The sequence below is a fragment of the Pseudomonas sp. LB3P81 genome (assembly GCF_054897965.1).
On the sequence record NZ_JBUBVG010000001.1, the window covers coordinates 3251860 to 3268470 of the forward strand.

At 58.5% G+C, this 16611-nt stretch carries 21 protein-coding genes; 15 read left to right on the forward strand and 6 right to left on the reverse strand.

All coding sequences use genetic code 11. The annotated features are described in order from the left end of the window. Positions 1-64 precede the first annotated feature (64 nt). From ACYZTL_RS14900 to ACYZTL_RS14945, 10 genes are all read left to right on the forward strand, one after another. Positions 65-1186: a Re/Si-specific NAD(P)(+) transhydrogenase subunit alpha gene (locus ACYZTL_RS14900; protein ID WP_461952429.1), complete on the forward strand. Its 1122-nt coding sequence runs from the start codon at positions 65-67 to the stop codon at positions 1184-1186. A gap of 15 nt (positions 1187-1201) precedes the next feature. Continuing rightward, positions 1202-1525 carry an NAD(P) transhydrogenase subunit alpha part 2 gene (locus ACYZTL_RS14905; protein WP_017335806.1) on the forward strand — a complete coding sequence of 108 codons (324 nt, stop codon included), beginning with the start codon at positions 1202-1204 and terminating at the stop codon, positions 1523-1525. Next, positions 1525-2958 (forward strand): NAD(P)(+) transhydrogenase (Re/Si-specific) subunit beta, encoded by a 1434-nt coding sequence (locus tag ACYZTL_RS14910; RefSeq protein ID WP_461952430.1) that lies wholly within the window; start codon positions 1525-1527, stop codon positions 2956-2958. The genes ACYZTL_RS14905 and ACYZTL_RS14910 overlap by 1 nt, the downstream gene beginning before the upstream one ends. Before the next feature lie 180 nt (positions 2959-3138). After that, positions 3139-4632, forward strand: a complete 1494-nt coding sequence (locus ACYZTL_RS14915; protein WP_461952431.1) for an acetyl-CoA hydrolase/transferase family protein — start codon at positions 3139-3141, stop codon at positions 4630-4632. Between the two features lie 319 nt (positions 4633-4951). Continuing rightward, positions 4952-5167 (forward strand): DUF1127 domain-containing protein, encoded by a 216-nt coding sequence (locus tag ACYZTL_RS14920; protein WP_007902752.1) that lies wholly within the window; start codon positions 4952-4954, stop codon positions 5165-5167. A gap of 258 nt (positions 5168-5425) precedes the next feature. Next, positions 5426-5635 (forward strand): DUF1127 domain-containing protein, encoded by a 210-nt coding sequence (locus ACYZTL_RS14925; protein ID WP_461952432.1) that lies wholly within the window; start codon positions 5426-5428, stop codon positions 5633-5635. Between the two features lie 144 nt (positions 5636-5779). Then, positions 5780-6097, forward strand: a complete 318-nt coding sequence (locus ACYZTL_RS14930; RefSeq protein WP_461952433.1) for a DUF2388 domain-containing protein — start codon at positions 5780-5782, stop codon at positions 6095-6097. 105 nt (positions 6098-6202) lie between these two features. Then, positions 6203-6511: a DUF2388 domain-containing protein gene (locus ACYZTL_RS14935; RefSeq protein ID WP_461952434.1), complete on the forward strand. Its 309-nt coding sequence runs from the start codon at positions 6203-6205 to the stop codon at positions 6509-6511. A gap of 27 nt (positions 6512-6538) precedes the next feature. Beyond that, positions 6539-6859 (forward strand): DUF2388 domain-containing protein, encoded by a 321-nt coding sequence (locus ACYZTL_RS14940; protein WP_461952435.1) that lies wholly within the window; start codon positions 6539-6541, stop codon positions 6857-6859. Beyond that, positions 6856-8817, forward strand: coding sequence for a DUF7844 domain-containing protein (locus tag ACYZTL_RS14945; protein WP_461952436.1), 1962 nt, complete (start codon positions 6856-6858; stop codon positions 8815-8817). Before ACYZTL_RS14940 ends, ACYZTL_RS14945 begins: the two co-directional genes overlap by 4 nt. A 63-nt stretch (positions 8818-8880) precedes the next feature. Here ACYZTL_RS14945 and ACYZTL_RS14950 read toward each other — a convergent pair whose 3' ends face one another. From ACYZTL_RS14950 to trpB, 4 genes are all read right to left on the reverse strand, one after another. Then, positions 8881-9675: an IS3 family transposase gene (locus ACYZTL_RS14950; RefSeq protein ID WP_461950135.1), complete on the reverse strand. Its 795-nt coding sequence runs from the start codon at positions 9673-9675 to the stop codon at positions 8881-8883. 35 nt (positions 9676-9710) lie between these two features. Continuing rightward, positions 9711-10007 carry a transposase gene (locus ACYZTL_RS14955; RefSeq protein WP_461951414.1) on the reverse strand — a complete coding sequence of 99 codons (297 nt, stop codon included), beginning with the start codon at positions 10005-10007 and terminating at the stop codon, positions 9711-9713. Between the two features lie 234 nt (positions 10008-10241). Next, the gene (trpA, locus tag ACYZTL_RS14960; RefSeq protein WP_461952437.1) at positions 10242-11054 is read right to left on the reverse strand and encodes a tryptophan synthase subunit alpha; all 813 of its coding nucleotides are present in this window, start codon (positions 11052-11054) and stop codon (positions 10242-10244) included. Further along, positions 11054-12289, reverse strand: a complete 1236-nt coding sequence (gene trpB, locus ACYZTL_RS14965; protein ID WP_461952438.1) for a tryptophan synthase subunit beta — start codon at positions 12287-12289, stop codon at positions 11054-11056. Before trpB ends, trpA begins: the two co-directional genes overlap by 1 nt. 112 nt (positions 12290-12401) lie before the next feature. Between trpB and ACYZTL_RS14970 the strand changes: the two genes are divergently transcribed. Further along, entirely contained in the window at positions 12402-13295 is an 894-nt protein-coding gene (locus ACYZTL_RS14970; RefSeq protein ID WP_461952439.1) for a LysR family transcriptional regulator, read from the forward strand. Here ACYZTL_RS14970 and ACYZTL_RS14975 read toward each other — a convergent pair. Then, a complete protein-coding gene (locus ACYZTL_RS14975) occupies positions 13292-13618 on the reverse strand; it encodes an ElaB/YgaM/YqjD family protein (protein WP_461952440.1) in 327 nt (108 codons plus the stop codon). The genes ACYZTL_RS14970 and ACYZTL_RS14975 overlap by 4 nt on opposite strands. Before the next feature lie 158 nt (positions 13619-13776). On the opposite strand from ACYZTL_RS14975, the gene ACYZTL_RS14980 reads away from it, so the two are divergent. Both ACYZTL_RS14980 and ACYZTL_RS14985 read left to right on the forward strand, forming a co-directional pair. Then, the gene (locus ACYZTL_RS14980) at positions 13777-13992 is read left to right on the forward strand and encodes a dodecin (protein WP_461952441.1); all 216 of its coding nucleotides are present in this window, start codon (positions 13777-13779) and stop codon (positions 13990-13992) included. A gap of 122 nt (positions 13993-14114) precedes the next feature. Next, the gene (locus ACYZTL_RS14985) at positions 14115-14336 is read left to right on the forward strand and encodes a DUF1161 domain-containing protein (protein ID WP_461952442.1); all 222 of its coding nucleotides are present in this window, start codon (positions 14115-14117) and stop codon (positions 14334-14336) included. 171 nt (positions 14337-14507) lie between these two features. On the opposite strand, the gene ACYZTL_RS14990 is transcribed toward ACYZTL_RS14985, so the two are convergent. Further along, the gene (locus tag ACYZTL_RS14990) at positions 14508-15509 is read right to left on the reverse strand and encodes an LLM class flavin-dependent oxidoreductase (protein WP_461952443.1); all 1002 of its coding nucleotides are present in this window, start codon (positions 15507-15509) and stop codon (positions 14508-14510) included. Between the two features lie 243 nt (positions 15510-15752). Here ACYZTL_RS14990 and ACYZTL_RS14995 point away from each other — a divergent pair, with 243 nt between their 5' ends. Together ACYZTL_RS14995 and ACYZTL_RS15000 are read left to right on the forward strand one after the other, a co-directional pair. Next, the gene (locus ACYZTL_RS14995; protein ID WP_008152515.1) at positions 15753-16184 is read left to right on the forward strand and encodes an OsmC family protein; all 432 of its coding nucleotides are present in this window, start codon (positions 15753-15755) and stop codon (positions 16182-16184) included. 188 nt (positions 16185-16372) lie between these two features. Next, a complete protein-coding gene (locus tag ACYZTL_RS15000; protein WP_461952444.1) occupies positions 16373-16606 on the forward strand; it encodes a DUF1161 domain-containing protein in 234 nt (77 codons plus the stop codon). The last annotated feature ends 5 nt before the right edge of the window (positions 16607-16611 follow it).

The following is a 16611-nucleotide window of genomic DNA, read 5'->3' on the forward strand; positions in this document are numbered from 1 at the left end:
CCGCCCCAGCCGCACCATCCGAAGTGCCTGGGTTTACTCAATAAGATCACGCAGGAGATTTGACGTGCACATTGGTGTTCCTCTCGAAACCCAGACGGGTGAAACACGGGTTGCTGCAACCCCGGAAACCATCAAGAAGCTGATCGGCCAGGGTCATAAGGTCACTGTTCAAAGCGGCGCCGGCATTAGCGCCAGCGTCGTCGACAGTGCTTATGAAGCGGCAGGCGCAACCATTGGCAGCGCCAACGATGCGTTTGGTGCCGAGCTGATTCTCAAGGTGGTCGCCCCCAGCGACAGCGAACTCGCTCTGATAAAGAGCGGCACCGTTGTGGTGGGCATGCTCAACCCGTTCAGCAATGAAACCATCGCCAAGCTGGCTGAGTGCGGCATTACCGCGTTCGCACTAGAAGCTGCGCCGCGCACCTCCCGTGCCCAGAGCCTGGATGTGCTGTCTTCGCAAGCCAACATCGCCGGCTATAAAGCCGTGTTGCTGGCCGCTCACCACTATCCACGCTTCATGCCGATGCTCATGACCGCTGCAGGCACCGTGAAAGCGGCGCGCGTGCTGATTCTAGGCGCCGGTGTTGCCGGTTTGCAGGCAATCGCTACGGCGAAACGTCTGGGCGCGGTGATCGAAGCGTCTGACGTGCGTCCTGCGGTTAAAGAGCAGATCGAATCCCTCGGCGCCAAGTTCGTCGACGTGCCTTACGAGACCGATGAAGAGCGTGAATGCGCCGTCGGTGTCGGCGGTTACGCACGCCCGATGCCTGCGAGCTGGATGCAGCGCCAGGCCCTGGCCGTGCACGAGCGCGCCAAACAGGCTGACATCGTCATCACCACCGCACTGATTCCGGGCCGCAAGGCACCGACACTCTTGAGCGCGGAAACCGTGGCGCAAATGAAGCCAGGTTCCGTGGTCATCGACCTCGCAGCGGCTCAGGGCGGCAACTGCCCGCTGACCGTGGCGGATCAGGTGGTGGTCGAAAATGGTGTAACCATTTGCGGCCCGACCAACCTGGCCGGTGCAGTTGCGGCAGACGCTTCGGCCCTGTACGCACGCAACCTGCTGGACTTCCTGAAGCTGATCTTCAACAAAGAAGGCCAGTTCGAAGTGAACCTCGAAGACGACATCGTCGCCGCGTGCCTGATGTGCCGCGACGGCCAAGTCATCCGCAAAAACGCCTAAGCAGGGATTCAGACGATGGAAGAGCTTATCTCCCCCGGTATCTACAACCTGATCATCTTCGTGCTGGCGATTTATGTCGGTTATCACGTGGTGTGGAACGTTACACCTGCACTGCACACGCCGTTGATGGCCGTGACCAACGCCATCTCGGCGATCGTAATCGTCGGCGCCATGCTGGCGGCGGCTTTGACCGTCACACCTCTGGGCAAGACCATGGGCACCCTGGCCGTAGCGCTGGCGGCAGTGAACGTCTTTGGTGGCTTCCTGGTCACCCGCAGGATGCTTGAGATGTTCAAGAAAAAAGCCCCGAAAGCGGTAAAAGAAGAGGCGTCCAAGTAATGAGCATGAACCTTGTAACGACGCTCTACTTGATCGCGTCCATCTGCTTTATCCAGGCCCTGAAAGGCCTTTCGCACCCGACCACGTCGCGGCGCGGCAATCTGTACGGCATGCTCGGCATGGCGCTGGCGATCCTCACTACCGTGGGCCTCATCTATAAGCTGGGCGCTGAGCTTGCCACCGCCGGTATCGGTTACGTCATCGTCGGCCTGCTCGTCGGCGGCACCGCCGGTTCGATCATGGCCAAGCGCGTAGAAATGACCAAGATGCCGGAACTGGTCGCGTTCATGCACAGCATGATCGGGATGGCCGCGGTATTCATCGCCATTGCGGCGGTGGTCGAGCCGCAATCGCTGGGCATCGTCAAACAACTGGGTGATTCGATCCCGGCGGGCAACCGTCTGGAGCTGTTCCTTGGTGCTGCCATTGGCGCAATCACCTTCTCCGGTTCGGTGATCGCGTTTGGCAAACTTTCGGGCAAGTACAAGTTCCGTCTGTTTCAAGGCGCACCAGTACAGTTTGGCGGCCAACACAAGCTGAACCTGCTGCTGGGTCTGGCGACACTGGCGCTGGGCGTCACCTTCATGCTGACCGGCAACCTCAGCGCTTTCGCGTTGATGCTGGCCCTGGCCTTCGTGATGGGCGTGCTGATCATCATCCCGATCGGCGGCGCGGACATGCCGGTGGTGGTATCGATGCTCAACAGTTACTCCGGCTGGGCAGCGGCGGGTATCGGCTTCTCGCTGAACAACTCGATGCTGATTATCGCGGGCTCGCTGGTGGGTTCGTCCGGTGCGATCCTCTCGTACATCATGTGCAAGGCGATGAACCGTTCGTTCTTCAACGTACTGCTTGGCGGTTTCGGCAATACAGCCGATGCAGGCCCGGCTGGCGCCAAGGAAGCCCGCCCGGTGAAATCCGGTTCGGCTGACGACGCGACTTTCCTGCTGACCAACGCCGACACCGTGATCATCGTTCCGGGTTACGGCCTGGCGGTAGCACGGGCGCAGCACGCGCTGAAAGAGCTGACCGAGAAACTGACCCATCGTGGCGTGACCGTGAAGTACGCGATCCATCCGGTCGCCGGTCGGATGCCTGGCCACATGAACGTCTTGCTTGCCGAGGCCGAAGTGCCTTACGACCAGGTGTTCGAGATGGAAGACATCAACTCCGAGTTCGGTCAGGCCGACGTGGTGCTGGTGCTTGGTGCCAACGACGTGGTCAACCCGGCCGCGAAGAACGACCCGAAATCGCCGATTGCCGGCATGCCGATTCTCGAAGCGTTCAAAGCCAAGACCATCATCGTCAACAAGCGTTCGATGGCCAGCGGTTATGCCGGCCTGGACAACGAACTGTTCTACCTCGATAAAACCATGATGGTCTTCGGCGACGCCAAGAAGGTCATCGAAGACATGGTCAAAGCCGTCGAGTAAAACCTGCTCCAGCGCAATACCCAAAACCTCAGCCTTTAGTAGGCTGGGGTTTTTTTATTCCCCGTAAAACCCGACCAAAGGCTCTAAATCAGGGCTCGGCATTCGACCATGGTAGCGGGACGGATTTTTTTCAAATCACTAGACTGCACACCTAGCTTCCGTTGCCCGAGATGACATCCCATGTACCGTGATCGTATTCGCTTGCCTTCGTTGTTGGATAAGGTGATGAGCGCCGCTGACGCTGCCGCTCTGATTGAGGACGGCATGACCGTCGGCATGAGTGGTTTCACTCGCGCTGGCGAAGCCAAAGCCGTGCCTCACGCATTGGCCGAACGCGCCAAAGTCAACCCGCTGAAAATCACGTTGATGACCGGCGCGAGCCTGGGCAACGACCTCGACAAACAGCTCACCGAAGCCGGCGTTCTTTCGCGTCGCATGCCGTTCCAGGTCGATAGCACTTTGCGCAAAGCGATCAACGCCGGCGAAGTGATGTTCATTGATCAGCATCTTTCAGAAACCGTTGAGTCGCTGCGCAACCAGCAGCTGAAACTGCCGGACATCGCCGTCATCGAGGCCGTGGCGATCACCGAGCAAGGCCACATCGTGCCGACCACTTCGGTGGGCAACTCGGCCAGCTTCGCGATTTTCGCAAAGCAGGTGATCGTCGAGATCAACCTGGCGCACAACCCGAATCTCGAAGGCCTGCATGACATCTACATCCCGACGTATCGCCCGACCCGCACGCCGATTCCGCTGGTGAAAGTCGATGATCGCATTGGCAGCACCGCCATCCCGATCCCGCCGGAAAAGATCGTCGCGATTGTGATCACCAACCAGTCCGACTCGCCTTCGACCGTACTGCCGCCAGACGTTGATACTCAGGCCATTGCCGACCACCTGATCGACTTCTTCAAGCAGGAAGTGGCGGCCGGGCGCATGACCAACAAGCTCGGCCCGCTTCAGGCCGGTATCGGCACCATTGCCAACTCGGTGATGTGCGGCCTGATCGACTCGCCGTTCGAAGACCTGACCATGTACTCCGAAGTGTTGCAGGACTCGACCTTCGACCTGATCGACGCCGGTAAATTGAGTTTTGCGTCGGGCAGCTCGATTACCTTGTCGAGCCGTCGTAACGCCGATGTGTTCGGCAACCTGGAACGCTACAAGGACAAGCTGATCCTGCGTCCGCAGGAAATTTCAAACCATCCGGAAGTGGTGCGCCGGCTCGGCATCATTGGCATTAACACTGCGCTGGAGTTTGACCTGTACGGCAACGTCAACTCCACCCATGTCTGCGGCACGCGGATGATGAACGGTATCGGCGGTTCGGGCGACTTCGCGCGCAACGCGCACGTGGCCATCTTCGTGACCAAGTCGATCGCCAAGGGCGGCGCGATTTCCAGCGTGGTGCCGATGGTCAGCCACGTCGATCACACGGAACACGACGTCGACATCCTCGTGACCGAGATCGGTCTGGCGGACTTGCGTGGTTTGGCCCCTCGAGAACGGGCTCGCGTCATCATCGATAACTGCGTGCACCCGGACTATCGCCAAGCCCTGGATGACTACTTCACCGCCGCCTGCGCACTCGGCGGGCACACGCCGCATATCCTGCGCGACGCCCTGAGCTGGCACATAAAGCTGGAAGAAACCGGGCGAATGCTGACGGTGTAATTGGTACAGATAGCAGCTGACGCAAACACAGTTTCGTCAGCTCGCTGTTGCCAGACAGGAATGTGTTTAAAACTGTACTTCTGTACCGGTCATTTCCTACCGTAATTGCCTACCTTTCCGACCTGAACCCCAATAAATGCACCATATCAGTGCCGATAGGTACAGTTGCCTCAATTTAGACCAGTACACCACCCTTTAACAGTTAACTGGTCCCTCACAATACAGGTGAACTGTATCTAGAGAGACTGGCCAAACGAGAGGATCATTGGCATCAGTTAAACCACTACCTAATCCCGCCACAAGCGGAAGGATGTCAACCATGGAACGTACACTCAGTTCCGAACTGTTCTTCGAAGATACCGCTGCAAAAACCCAGGCTTCCATGCCTCTTCGCGTTATCGCCAACCTGATGCTGTGGCAGCGCCGCATCTCCAGCCGCCATCAACTGGCTCGTCTGGATTCGCGTCTGCTGGCTGACGCCGGGATTAGCGAAGCACAACGCTACGAAGAGCTGAGCAAGCCGTTCTGGCGCTAAGTTAGCGTCGCTGGCTCTGACCTGCAGGGTCAACCGCCAGCACCCGAATTGAACAAACAAAACCCGTCGTGGGAAACCACGACGGGTTTTGTCGTTTTCGGGTTGTGAAATCCTCTAAACAATAGGCACAGCCAGAAACAGGTACAGTTAATAAATAAACCAAACTGAACCAGTACAATTTCAATGGAGTGTGTCTGTCCCGGGGGTGTCGGGCGGGATCATCATGAAATCCCGACCTGCCAGCAAAAGGACTGCACCATGGATCACCTACTGGATCTTGCCGCTACAACCCCGCAATCCAGGCCTCGGTTTACCTGGCTTCGAAGATTGCTCAGAGGCCTCGCCAGCAGCCTCGAAAGGGCCAGAACCCGGCGTTTACTGGCGCAACTCGACGGCAGGCAGCTATCGGACCTGGGCATCAGCCATTCCGATCGTGTCAGGGAACTGGATAAACCGTTCTGGCGCTGACGCCCACTTGAACGGTCGGGACTGTGCGAACCGAGACCTACAGGCCTAATATCAAGTCAGAACGTGGCGATGACTGCGCGACCGGCGTCTGACTTAACAGATACCGCGCCACCTCTCAAACGGTTCACCAAAAGGAGTTACACCATGTCCCGTCTTCGTCTGCTCAGCGCTGCAGCCCTGCTTGCCGTGGCTGCCAATTCCCACGCCTCCAGCTTCATCGTAACCACCGACGCCGTCGTCGGTGCACTCAAGGCAACGTCCGACGCGACTTCCGACGTCACGTCGTCCTTTCGCGATGACAAGATCGTCCGCGCCGCCCGTGACGATGCCGCCAGCTTCGTCGCCAGCGAAGGCACCATCCGTGGCGTGAAACTGGAAAGCGCACTCGACCACATTCGCCACCAGGCACCGGGGCTGAACGCAACTGACGCACAACTGGCTCAAGCCATTCTGACGATCTAAGTATTATGTCTTCCCGGGACACGCCCAACGTGTCCCAATGTTTCGCGCTGGCTCTAGACCGGGCGTTGCGCTAGCCTTGGGACTCGCCTTCAACTGTCGAGCCTCATGCGTTTTCCTACACATCTATTGATTGCACCGGTTTTCATGGCGGCCTGCTTGGCTGGCTCGGCCCATGCCTTTGACCTGACGACACAGGGTCTCGTGGCCACTGGCTACGCCACAAGCATGGTGACCTCCGCCCCCTTCGACCGTAAGCTGCTGCTCGCCGCCCGGGATGACGCCGCGTCATTCATTGCCAGTGACGGCCAACTGCGCGGAGCGCAACTGGAATCCGCCCTGATCTACCTGCGGCGAGCCCAGCCAAAACTTCATGCAAGCGACCTTGAACTGGCACAGGCTATTCTCGTCCAATAGTTATCCTCGTTCGTCCGGAGTCGTTCCATGCGTAGCCCGCTGATTATCGCCACCCTTGGCCTGCTGTTATTGGCCGATGTAGCCCAGGCGCACACCTTGGTTGCCACCAGTAACATCCTCATCAATGCCACTCGGCGCACCCTTGATTTCACTTCCGATACCACGACGTCCATCCGCGACTCGAAAATCGTTCGAGAAGCCCACGACGATGCCGCCAGTTTCGTCGCCAGTGATGGCGATATCCGGGGCGCGCATCTGGAAGCAGCGCTCAACCTATTGCGCACCCGCGTGCCGGAAGCTCGGGACGCCAGTGATCAGGTACTCGCCGAAGCCATCCTCGCACTGTGAGGTCGCTAAATGCCTGGCTTCTGGCCGGGGTCGTGTTGCTGTTCGGCAATACGGCCCAGGCCGGCCTGCAATTACGGCTCAAGACCGAAGGTCTTAACCCCGCGCAACAGCAAGCCAGCCAGGCGCTGCTTGATGAAGCCATGCAGGCGTTGCCGCCGCGGTTCATCGAGCAACTCGACCGGCGCATCGACGTCGGCTGGACCGATGACATGCCGAGCAACGCCTACGGCCAGGCGTCGCTGGTGTCCGAGCTCGATCTCAATCGCAACCTGCTCGCCAGCCTCACCGACGGCAGCGCTGCAACCAAAAAGACTTATCGCCCACACGGCACCGTCCGCCGTGAAATGCTGGCCACGGTGCTGCACGAACTCACCCACATTTATGACCGCTCGCGTCTCTGGCCAACCACCGAGCGCACGCTGATCCAGCGCTGCACCCAGCGTAACGACAGTTCCGGGTTGATCGGCATTCCAGACGAATGCCGTGGCCAATCCTCCCGACGCTTTACCCTCAGTGATGACCCGCGCCTGCTCGACCTCGCTGGCTGGCCGCAATACGTCGGCCGGCGCGGCGAACGCGAACAGCACAACCGACAGATCGCCCGCAGCCCGGACATCTACGAAACGAGCAGCCCCAAAGAGTTCGTCGCGGTCAACATGGAGTATTTCCTCCTCGACCCGAGCTACGCCTGTCGCCGCCCTGCGCTGTACCGCTACTACAAAGAACATTTCGGCTGGGCACCCGCCGCCAAAGACACCTGCGGCAAATCCTTCGCCTTCCTCAACGCCGGCAATGACTTCGCCAAACAGCCCTTGGGTCAGGTCGATCCCGAACGGGTGTATGCCGTGGACTATCTGCTGGCCGAAGCCAACCAGAACTGGGTCAGCCGCTGGGGCCACAGCATGTTGCGCCTGGTAATTTGTGCTCCCGGCCGACCACGCGGGCCGGATTGTCGGCTGGATCTGGATCAGCACCTGGTGTTGTCTTATCGCGCCTTCGTCGGTGATGTACAGCTGTCGAGCTGGGACGGACTGGTCGGCAAATACCCGTCGCGCCTGTTCGTCCTGCCACTGGCCCAAGTGATCGACGAGTACACCAAGACCGAACTGCGCAGCCTCGCCTCGGTGCCGCTGAATTTGTCGCGCAACGAGATTGAAGACGTGGTGGAACACGCCGCCGAGATGCACTGGAGCTACGACGGCAATTACTTCTTCCTGTCCAACAACTGCGCGGTAGAAGGTCTGAAGTTGCTGCGCAGCGGCACCAACAACGCGAAACTGGTCGGGCTGGACAACATCATGCCCAACGGCTTGCTGGAAGTACTCAAGGGACGCGGACTGGCGGATACCAGCGTGCTGGACGATCCTCGCGAAGCACTGCGTCTGGGCTATCGCTTCGACTCTTTCCGCGATCGCTATCAAGCGATGTTCGAAGTGCTGAAGAAGCACCTGCCCATCAAACAGGACAAGGTCGAAGACTGGCTGGCATTGAAGGCTGAAGAGCGCCGCAAATGGATTGATCAGGCGGATTTGCGTACCAGTGCTGCATTACTGCTACTGGAGCAGGCAGCCTTCCGCCAGCAATTAGTGCTGGCTCAGGACGAAGTGAAGCAACGCTATCTCGGCGCTCGGGAATTGAAGAACGGCGGCATGGACAAGGCCAACGCGACGTTGCAGGAGATCCTCGCCAACAGCGGCTTCCTCAGCCGGCCGGCAGAGCTGCTCGGTACCGGCGGTTATGGATTGCCGCAGCCCAGCGAATGGCAACGACTGGAATCGGAAAGCAGCCTGCGGCAGAAGCAGCTTCAGGCATTGACCGGTGATCTGGACAAGGAAGTGAGAGCGTTGCTCGAGCCGAGTCGTGCAGCGGAGATGGCCGCCAACGAAGCAAACCTGAAGCAGGTTGGCGAGCATTTGCGCAAATTGCATAAAGCGGCGGGCGGGTTGGAATTGCCCTGAACATCAGAAGATCGCAGCCTTCGGTGTAGTGGTTCAGTTTTTTTGCACCACTCCGTAGGAGCATTAAGCCGCCTGCTGCTCAAACAGCGCAGGCGGCAAGTTGTTCGAGGCTGAGTGGCAACGGCGATGGTTGTAGTGCGAGATGAAATCCATCACATCCTTCTCCGCTTCGAAATGATTCTGGTATCCGTTTTCCGGCATCCAATCGTGCTTCAACGTCCTGAAGTAGCGCTCGACTACTGCGTTATCCCAGCAGTTACCTCGACGACTCATGCTCTGAACGATCCGGTTTTCTGCCAAGCACTCAACAAAGCGATCGGCGGTGTATTGGCAGCCCTGATCAGAGTGAAATAGCAGTTCAGGCATCGGACGGCGTAGTGCTACCGCAAGCTTCAGTGCCTTCATAGACAGCTCGGCATCCGCTGTTCGTGAGCAAGCCCATCCCACAATCCTGCGCGAAAACAGGTCCATCACCACTGCCAGGTACAGCCAGCCATGTCCCACTCTGATGTAGGTGATATCACCTGCCCAAAGCGTGTCTGACCGGGCTGGATTGAAACGACGATCAAGTATGTTCGGTGCAACGACAGCTGGCTTCGTGGCCCGGCGATAGTGCGCATAACGTGGCCTGCGCCGCTGTAGGTCAAAGGTCTTGATCAAGGTACGCATTCGATAACGCCCTATAAAAACTCCCTCTTTCCTCAACTCCTTGGATAGCCCGCGAGTACCCAATGCTTCTCGATGCTGCTTATGCAACGCACGAAGTTTACTCCCCAGATCTCCCAAAACTGGTCGCTGCCGCACGGCTTTACGTTTCACGTAATAGCTGCTGCGGGCCAAGCCGAACAAGACACACATACGCCGAATCGACATTGCCCCTCTGATGCCATCAATCACTTGGTTCGACCGAACAGAACCTTTAGATGAGAGGGCAATTGCTTTTTTAGCACTTGGTTCTCGGCTTCAAGTAGCGCCAGTTTCGCCTGGAGCGACTCAATCAGCTCCTGATCCTGTAGGCGAGGAGCTTGCACAATTCCTTCCTGCTCCCGGCGCCAGCGTGAAACCCAGCGGCGTAACGCTGTTGGCCCCACACCTGTAGCCTCACAGGCTTTAGGTATGGAGTAATTCATCTCCACAACCAAGCGAATGGCTTCCGCTTTTTCCTCAGAGGTAACAACCCGATATCCCATGATGCTTCCTTAAATCGACGCTCCTACATCATGGTCCAAAAACGTTCGACCACCACACGGCAGCTCCTACACAGGATCGCAATCCCATGTAGGAGCTGCCGAAGGCTGCGATCTTTTCGGCATTTTCATCGGGTCTTTCCTCACTGCACCTACAGCAAGAAGGGCTTCAGAACGTAGTCCTGAAGCCCTCGGTCTTGCTGTTCAGTCTGTGCCGCGAGGCGCCAATTCCTCTTTTTAGCTGACGCGGGCCTTGCGCACGCCGTCAGCCAGCGCCGCGCAGAGACTCAATACGCCATCAACCGCCTGATCCGGCGTCGAGGCGTTGGCGATGTGATCGATCAACGCCGACCCCACCACTACACCGTCGGCCAGACGCGCGATGGCCGCCGCTTGCTCCGGTGTGCGAATACCGAAACCGATGCTGATCGGCAGATCGGTGTGGCGACGCAGACGGGCAACCGCTTCTTCAACGTGCTCCAGCGTCGCCGCGCCGGCACCGGTCACCCCGGCAACAGACACGTAGTAAACGAAACCGGAGCTGCCGTTCAGAACCGTCGGCAAGCGCACATCATCGGTTGTGGGGGTGGTCAGACGGATGAAGTCCAGACCGGCAGCCTGAGCCGGATCGCACAGCTCACCGTTATGCTCGGGCGGCAGATCGACCACGATCAGACCATCCACACCAGCCTCTTTGGCGTCGGCGATGAAACGCGGCACGCCGTACATGTGGATCGGGTTGAAGTAACCCATCAGCACCAGCGGCGTATCGCTGTTGCCTTCGCGGAACTCGCGAACCATTTGCAGGGTTTTCACCAGGTTCTGCTTGGCACCCAAGGCGCGGATGTTGGCCAGCTGGATCGCCGGGCCGTCGGCCATTGGATCGGTAAACGGCATGCCCAGCTCGATCACGTCGGCGCCAGCACCGGGCAAACCTTTGAGGATCGCCAGCGAAGTGTCATAGCTCGGGTCGCCGGCAGTGACGAAGGTCACCAGGGCGGCGCGGTTTTGTTCCTTGAGTTCGGCAAAACGCGTTTGCAGGCGGCTCATCAGTGTTTCTCCTGCTGGGAGTGCTCTTGTTGAGAGTGTTCCATGTGGTGCATCACGGTTTGCATGTCTTTGTCGCCACGGCCGGACAGGTTGACCACCATCAGGTGATCTTTCGGCAGGGTCGGTGCGCGCTTGAACACTTCGGCCAGGGCATGGGCGCTTTCCAGCGCAGGAATAATCCCTTCGAGACGGCAGCATTTGTGGAACGCATCAAGGGCTTCGTCGTCGGTCACCGAGGTGTATTGAACGCGACCGATGTCATGCAACCAGGCGTGTTCCGGGCCGATGCCCGGATAGTCGAGGCCGGCGGAGATCGAGTGAGCGTCGATGATCTGGCCGTCGTCATCCTGCAGCAGGAAGGTGCGGTTACCGTGCAACACACCCGGTACGCCGCCGTTCAGGCTGGCGGCGTGCTTGCCGGTTTCGATGCCGTGACCGGCTGCTTCAACACCGATGATCTCGACGCTTTTGTCGTCAAGGAACGGATGGAACAGGCCCATGGCGTTGGAACCGCCACCGATGCACGCCACCAGGCTGTCGGGCAGACGGCCTTCCTGGGCTTGCAACTGGTCGCGGGTTTCCTTGCCGATGACGGCCTGGAAGTCGCGAACCATCGCCGGATAAGGGTGCGGGCCGGCCACGGTGCCAATCAGGTAGAAGGTGCTGTCGACGTTGGTCACCCAGTCACGCAGGGCTTCGTTCATCGCATCTTTCAGAGTGCCGGTGCCGGCGACCACCGGGATCACTTCGGCGCCCAGCAGTTTCATGCGGAATACGTTGGCTTGCTGACGCTCGATGTCGGTGGTGCCCATGTAGATCACGCAGTCGAGGCCAAAACGCGCGGCCACGGTGGCGGTCGCCACGCCGTGCATGCCGGCGCCGGTCTCGGCGATGATGCGTTTCTTGCCCATGCGCCGCGCCAGCAGGATCTGGCCAATGCAGTTGTTGATCTTGTGCGCGCCGGTGTGGTTCAGCTCTTCACGCTTCAGATAAATCTTCGCGCCGCCGCAGTACTCGGTCAGGCGTTCGGCGAAATACAGCGGGCTCGGACGTCCGACGTAGTCGCGCTGGAAGTAGGCCAATTCCTCTTTGAATGCCGGATCTTCCTTGGCCGTTTCGTATTCGCGGGCCAGATCGAGGATCAACGGCATCAGGGTTTCGGCGACGTAACGGCCGCCGAACGCGCCAAACAGGCCGTTGGCGTCGGGGCCGTTGCGCAGATTAGTCTGGGTCATGGGTCGCTCCGGTTGAATGCGTGAGATGACAATGGGGTTAACTCTACCCCTGACGCCCCAAGCTGAAAACCGATAAGATCGCTGCAACCTGTCAGGAAAACTCACAGATCCCATGAGCCACGATCTTCCTCCCCTGAATGCCCTTCGTGCCTTCGAAGCCACTGCCCGCTTGAATAGCGTCAGTCAGGCCGCCGAACAGCTGCACGTCACTCATGGCGCGGTCAGCCGGCAACTCAAGGTGCTTGAAGAACACTTGGGCGTGAGTCTGTTCATCAAGGATGGACGCGGCCTTAAACTCACAGATGCCGGCGTGCGATTGCGCGACGCCAGCGGTGAAGCGTTCGAACGGTTGCGCACAGTCTGCGCCGAATTGACGCAAAGCACTGCCGACGCGCCGTTCGTGCTCGGTTGTTCGGGAAGTTTGCTGGCGCGCTGGTTCATTCCACGACTGGGACGGTTGAATGCTGACTTGCCGGACCTGCGCCTGCACCTGTCGGCCGGAGAAGGCGATCTCGATCCTCGTCGCCCTGGGCTGGACGCGTTACTGGTGTTTGCCGAGCCGCCATGGCCAGCGGACATGCAGGTTTACGAATTGGCCAGCGAACGAATCGGCCCGGTCATGAGCCCCCGATTCGCCGGTTACGAACGGCTCAAAACAGCTCGGGAAAATGCACTGTTGAACGAGCCGCTGCTGCACACCACTTCGCGTCCGCAGGCCTGGCCAAGCTGGGCGCAGCAAAGCGGCCTCAACGCCAATGCGTTGAAGTACGGGCAGGGTTTCGAACATTTGTATTATTTGCTGGAAGCAGCGGTGGCCGGGCTGGGTGTGGCGATTGCCCCTGAACCGCTAGTGGCCGAGGACTTGAAGGCCGGTCGCCTGGTTGCGCCGTGGGGCTTCAGTGAAACCCCGGCGCAACTGGCATTGTGGCTCCCCAAGCGCGCCGCAGACGGGCGCGCTCGGCAACTGGCGCAGTGGCTCAAAAACGAGCTGCGCCAGACGGATTAGTCGCCGCGTTTGAACAGCAGGTAAGCCGCAAGCAGACCCAGCGCACCGACAGCAACACCCGCTGTAGTCCAAGGGTGCTCCTGGGCGTAGTCCCGAGTGGCGATCCCGGTTTCACGGGTTTTGACTTTGACTTCTTCGTACGCATCGCTGAGCAGATGGCGCGAATGTTTCAGCGCGCTCTCGGCGTTCATTTTCAAGGCCTTGAGGGTTTTACGCGACTCGTCCGAAGTGTCGTCCTTCAGGTTCTCCAAAGACTTCAGCAGACTCTCGATCTCGGCTTCCATGCTTTGCAATGAGGCTTTACGTAAAGAGGTGTTGGCCATGGTGGCTCTCCTGCATTGGTGATGAGTGGCGTGTGTTGGTTGGGACTTCAGGGGATCGAGAAAGTGCAGTAAATCTGAACTTCTGCGTCGGACAGGCCGACAGAAGTAATACGAAAAATCACTGCTAGGCTGTATTTCACACCCCGAGGAGAACGCCCATGACTGACCATCACACTTACAAAAAAGTCGAGCTTGTCGGCTCATCCACCAGCAGCATTGAAGACGCCATCAACAACGCGCTGGCCGAAGCCAACAAGAGCATCAAGTACATGGAATGGTTCGAAGTGACCGAAACCCGCGGACACATCAAGGACGGCAAGGCTGCACACTTCCAGGTGACGCTTAAAGTCGGGTTCCGGATTGCCAGCAGCTGAGTTTGAGCTAGTCTTCTGAACTTGCGCGCTGGCCGATTGCCATAGGGAATGGCAAAGCGCTAGATGAGTGCATCCGGCTGATGGCTGGATGCTCCCTTTGATCCGACCAGGGAATGCGACCGATGAAGAGGTTTATGTTGGCGGTAGGTTTGTTGAGCCTTGCGGGCACAGCGTTTGCTGACGGCAAGTCGTGTGAAGAACTGAAAGCCGAAATCGCAGCGAAGCTGGATGCCAAGGGCGTTGCTGGTTATTCGCTGGAGATCGTAGATAAAGGCGCCGCTGCCGGCGGGAAAGTCGTCGGCACCTGTGAAAAAGGCTCCAAGGAAATCGTCTACAAGCGGTAGGCTGATTCCGTCGTTAAATGAAAAAGCCGACGCCATGGCGTCGGCTTTTTTGTGCGCGCTAAAACATTGTAGGAGCGAGCTTGCTCGCGATGGAAAGTAGAGCGCCGCGTTTATTCAGAAAGCACGCGCTATCGTTAACGTCCATCGCGAGCAAGCTCGCTCCTACAGGTGTCAGCCTTTCATGACCTGCGCCAGCAGCTCATAGGAGTGCACGCGATCGGCATGTTCATACAGGTCGCAGGTAAAAATCAGCTCGTCTGCCTGAGTCTGTTCAATCAACACGTCCAGCTTGGCGCGGATTTTCTGCGGGCTGCCGACCATCGCCAACCCCAGGAAATCATGGACCGCGTCTTTCTCATGGGGCAGCCACAGGCCATCCATGGTTTTCACCGGCGGACGTTGTACCAGGCTTTGTCCACGCATCAACGCGAGGATGCGCTGATAGACCGACGTTGCCAGATACTCGGCCTCCTCGTCGGTGTCTGCCGCAACCAGCGGAACGCCAAGCATCACGTAAGGCTTATCCAACACCGCTGAAGGCTTGAAGTGATTGCGATAGACGCGAATCGCCTCATGCATGAAACGCGGTGCGAAATGGGAAGCGAAGGCGTAGGGCAAACCGCGCTCACCCGCCAATTGCGCACTGAACAGGCTCGAACCCAGCAACCAGACCGGGACATTGGTGCCGGTGCCCGGCATCGCGATGATCCGTTGGTCCGGCGTGCGTGGGCCGAGGTAGCGCACCAGCTCCGCCACATCTTCAGGGAAATCGTCGGCGCTGCCGGAGCGCTCACGGCGCAGGGCGCGGGCGGTCATCTGATCGGAACCGGGGGCGCGTCCCAGGCCCAGGTCGATCCGGCCCGGGTAAAGGCTTTCGAGGGTGCCGAACTGCTCGGCGATCACCAGCGGCGCGTGGTTGGGCAACATCACGCCCCCCGAGCCGACCCGAATGGTGGACGTGCCGCCGGCCAGATAGCCGAGCAACACCGAGGTCGCCGAACTGGCGATGCCGTCCATGTTGTGGTGCTCGGCGACCCAGAAACGGTTGTAGCCGAATTTTTCGACGTGCTGCGCCAGGTCCAGAGAGTTACGCAGCGACTGGGCTGCGCTGCCGTTCTCGCGCACGGGCACCAGATCAAGGGTCGAGAACTTGATATCGGACAGTCGTTTCATAAACCTGCTTCTCCAATTGAGGGCGCAGGTTTTTTCTTGTAAACGAAAACCTGCCGAATCCATAAGCGTGTTTCATGCAATGAGGGCATATACCCGAGTTTCAATAGCGAGGGCAAAAAAACCTACGAAAACGGTAGGACTAATCCGATCAGGTGAACTTTGCACCACCGTCTATCCTCAGAACCCTGGCAACCGAAAACCACGAAGGCGCGACGCTTCGCGCCGGATCCTGAGGAGGCAGACATGGCTATTACCAAGAAAGCATCGGCGCATTGGGAAGGTGATCTGAAAACCGGTATCGGCTCGATTTCCACGGAAACCGGTGTTCTCAGAGAAGCGCCCTACGGCTTCAAGGCTCGTTTCGAAGGCGGTAAAGGCACCAATCCGGAAGAACTGATCGGCGCGGCCCACGCTGGCTGTTTCTCCATGGCATTTTCGATGATTCTCGGCGACGCCGGTCTCAAGGCTGACAGCATCGATACCAATGCCGAAGTCACACTGGACCAGGTGGACGGCGGTTTCGCGATCACAGCGGTGAAATTGATCCTCAAGGCAAAAATCCCTGGTGCGACTCAGGCGCAGTTCGAGGAGCTGAGCAATAAAGCCAAAGAAGGCTGCCCGGTGTCCAAAGTGCTGAATGCGAAGATCAGTCTGGATGCCACACTGGTCAGCTAGATTTGTGTTGAAACGAAAAGATCGCAGCCTGCGGCAGCTCCTACAGATTGACTCGACTCTTGTAGGAGCTGCCCCAGGCTACGATCTTTTTTGTGCGCAAACAAAACCCGACTGGCAAAACTGTGGTCGAATAAATGACAGCAGCGTAAACGCATCAACGTGCGTGCTGCCTCGACGGAGCTTCAACCATGAAACGTTTTGCCTTGGCGGTTATCTGTTGTGCGCTGGCCACATCGGCCCTCGCGGCACCGAAATCCTGTGAAGAACTCAAGGCCGAGATCGAAGCCAAAATTCAGGCCAATAACGTCTCGTCCTACACCCTGGAAATCGTCACCAACGACGAAGTACACGATCAGAACATGGTCGTGGGCTCGTGCGAAAACAACACCAAAAAGATCATCTATCAGAAAAACGACCGCTGACTTTC

Coding starts and splice junctions, on each gene's coding strand:
- ACYZTL_RS14905 (WP_017335806.1), top strand. CDS start 1,202: ATGGAAGAGCTTATCTCCCCCGGTATCTACAACCTGATCATCTTCGTG.
- ACYZTL_RS14910 (WP_461952430.1), top strand. CDS start 1,525: ATGAGCATGAACCTTGTAACGACGCTCTACTTGATCGCGTCCATCTGC.
- ACYZTL_RS14915 (WP_461952431.1), top strand. CDS start 3,139: ATGTACCGTGATCGTATTCGCTTGCCTTCGTTGTTGGATAAGGTGATG.
- ACYZTL_RS14920 (WP_007902752.1), top strand. CDS start 4,952: ATGGAACGTACACTCAGTTCCGAACTGTTCTTCGAAGATACCGCTGCA.
- ACYZTL_RS14925 (WP_461952432.1), top strand. CDS start 5,426: ATGGATCACCTACTGGATCTTGCCGCTACAACCCCGCAATCCAGGCCT.
- ACYZTL_RS14930 (WP_461952433.1), top strand. CDS start 5,780: ATGTCCCGTCTTCGTCTGCTCAGCGCTGCAGCCCTGCTTGCCGTGGCT.
- ACYZTL_RS14935 (WP_461952434.1), top strand. CDS start 6,203: ATGCGTTTTCCTACACATCTATTGATTGCACCGGTTTTCATGGCGGCC.
- ACYZTL_RS14940 (WP_461952435.1), top strand. CDS start 6,539: ATGCGTAGCCCGCTGATTATCGCCACCCTTGGCCTGCTGTTATTGGCC.
- ACYZTL_RS14950 (WP_461950135.1), bottom strand. CDS start 9,675: ATGTGTGTCTTGTTCGGCTTGGCCCGCAGCAGCTATTACGTGAAACGT.
- ACYZTL_RS14955 (WP_461951414.1), bottom strand. CDS start 10,007: ATGGGATATCGGGTTGTTACCTCTGAGGAAAAAGCGGAAGCCATTCGC.
- trpA (WP_461952437.1), bottom strand. CDS start 11,054: ATGAGCCGCCTGCAAACGCGTTTTGCCGAACTCAAGGAACAAAACCGC.
- trpB (WP_461952438.1), bottom strand. CDS start 12,289: ATGACCCAGACTAATCTGCGCAACGGCCCCGACGCCAACGGCCTGTTT.
- ACYZTL_RS14970 (WP_461952439.1), top strand. CDS start 12,402: ATGAGCCACGATCTTCCTCCCCTGAATGCCCTTCGTGCCTTCGAAGCC.
- ACYZTL_RS14975 (WP_461952440.1), bottom strand. CDS start 13,618: ATGGCCAACACCTCTTTACGTAAAGCCTCATTGCAAAGCATGGAAGCC.
- ACYZTL_RS14980 (WP_461952441.1), top strand. CDS start 13,777: ATGACTGACCATCACACTTACAAAAAAGTCGAGCTTGTCGGCTCATCC.
- ACYZTL_RS14985 (WP_461952442.1), top strand. CDS start 14,115: ATGAAGAGGTTTATGTTGGCGGTAGGTTTGTTGAGCCTTGCGGGCACA.
- ACYZTL_RS14990 (WP_461952443.1), bottom strand. CDS start 15,509: ATGAAACGACTGTCCGATATCAAGTTCTCGACCCTTGATCTGGTGCCC.
- ACYZTL_RS14995 (WP_008152515.1), top strand. CDS start 15,753: ATGGCTATTACCAAGAAAGCATCGGCGCATTGGGAAGGTGATCTGAAA.
- ACYZTL_RS15000 (WP_461952444.1), top strand. CDS start 16,373: ATGAAACGTTTTGCCTTGGCGGTTATCTGTTGTGCGCTGGCCACATCG.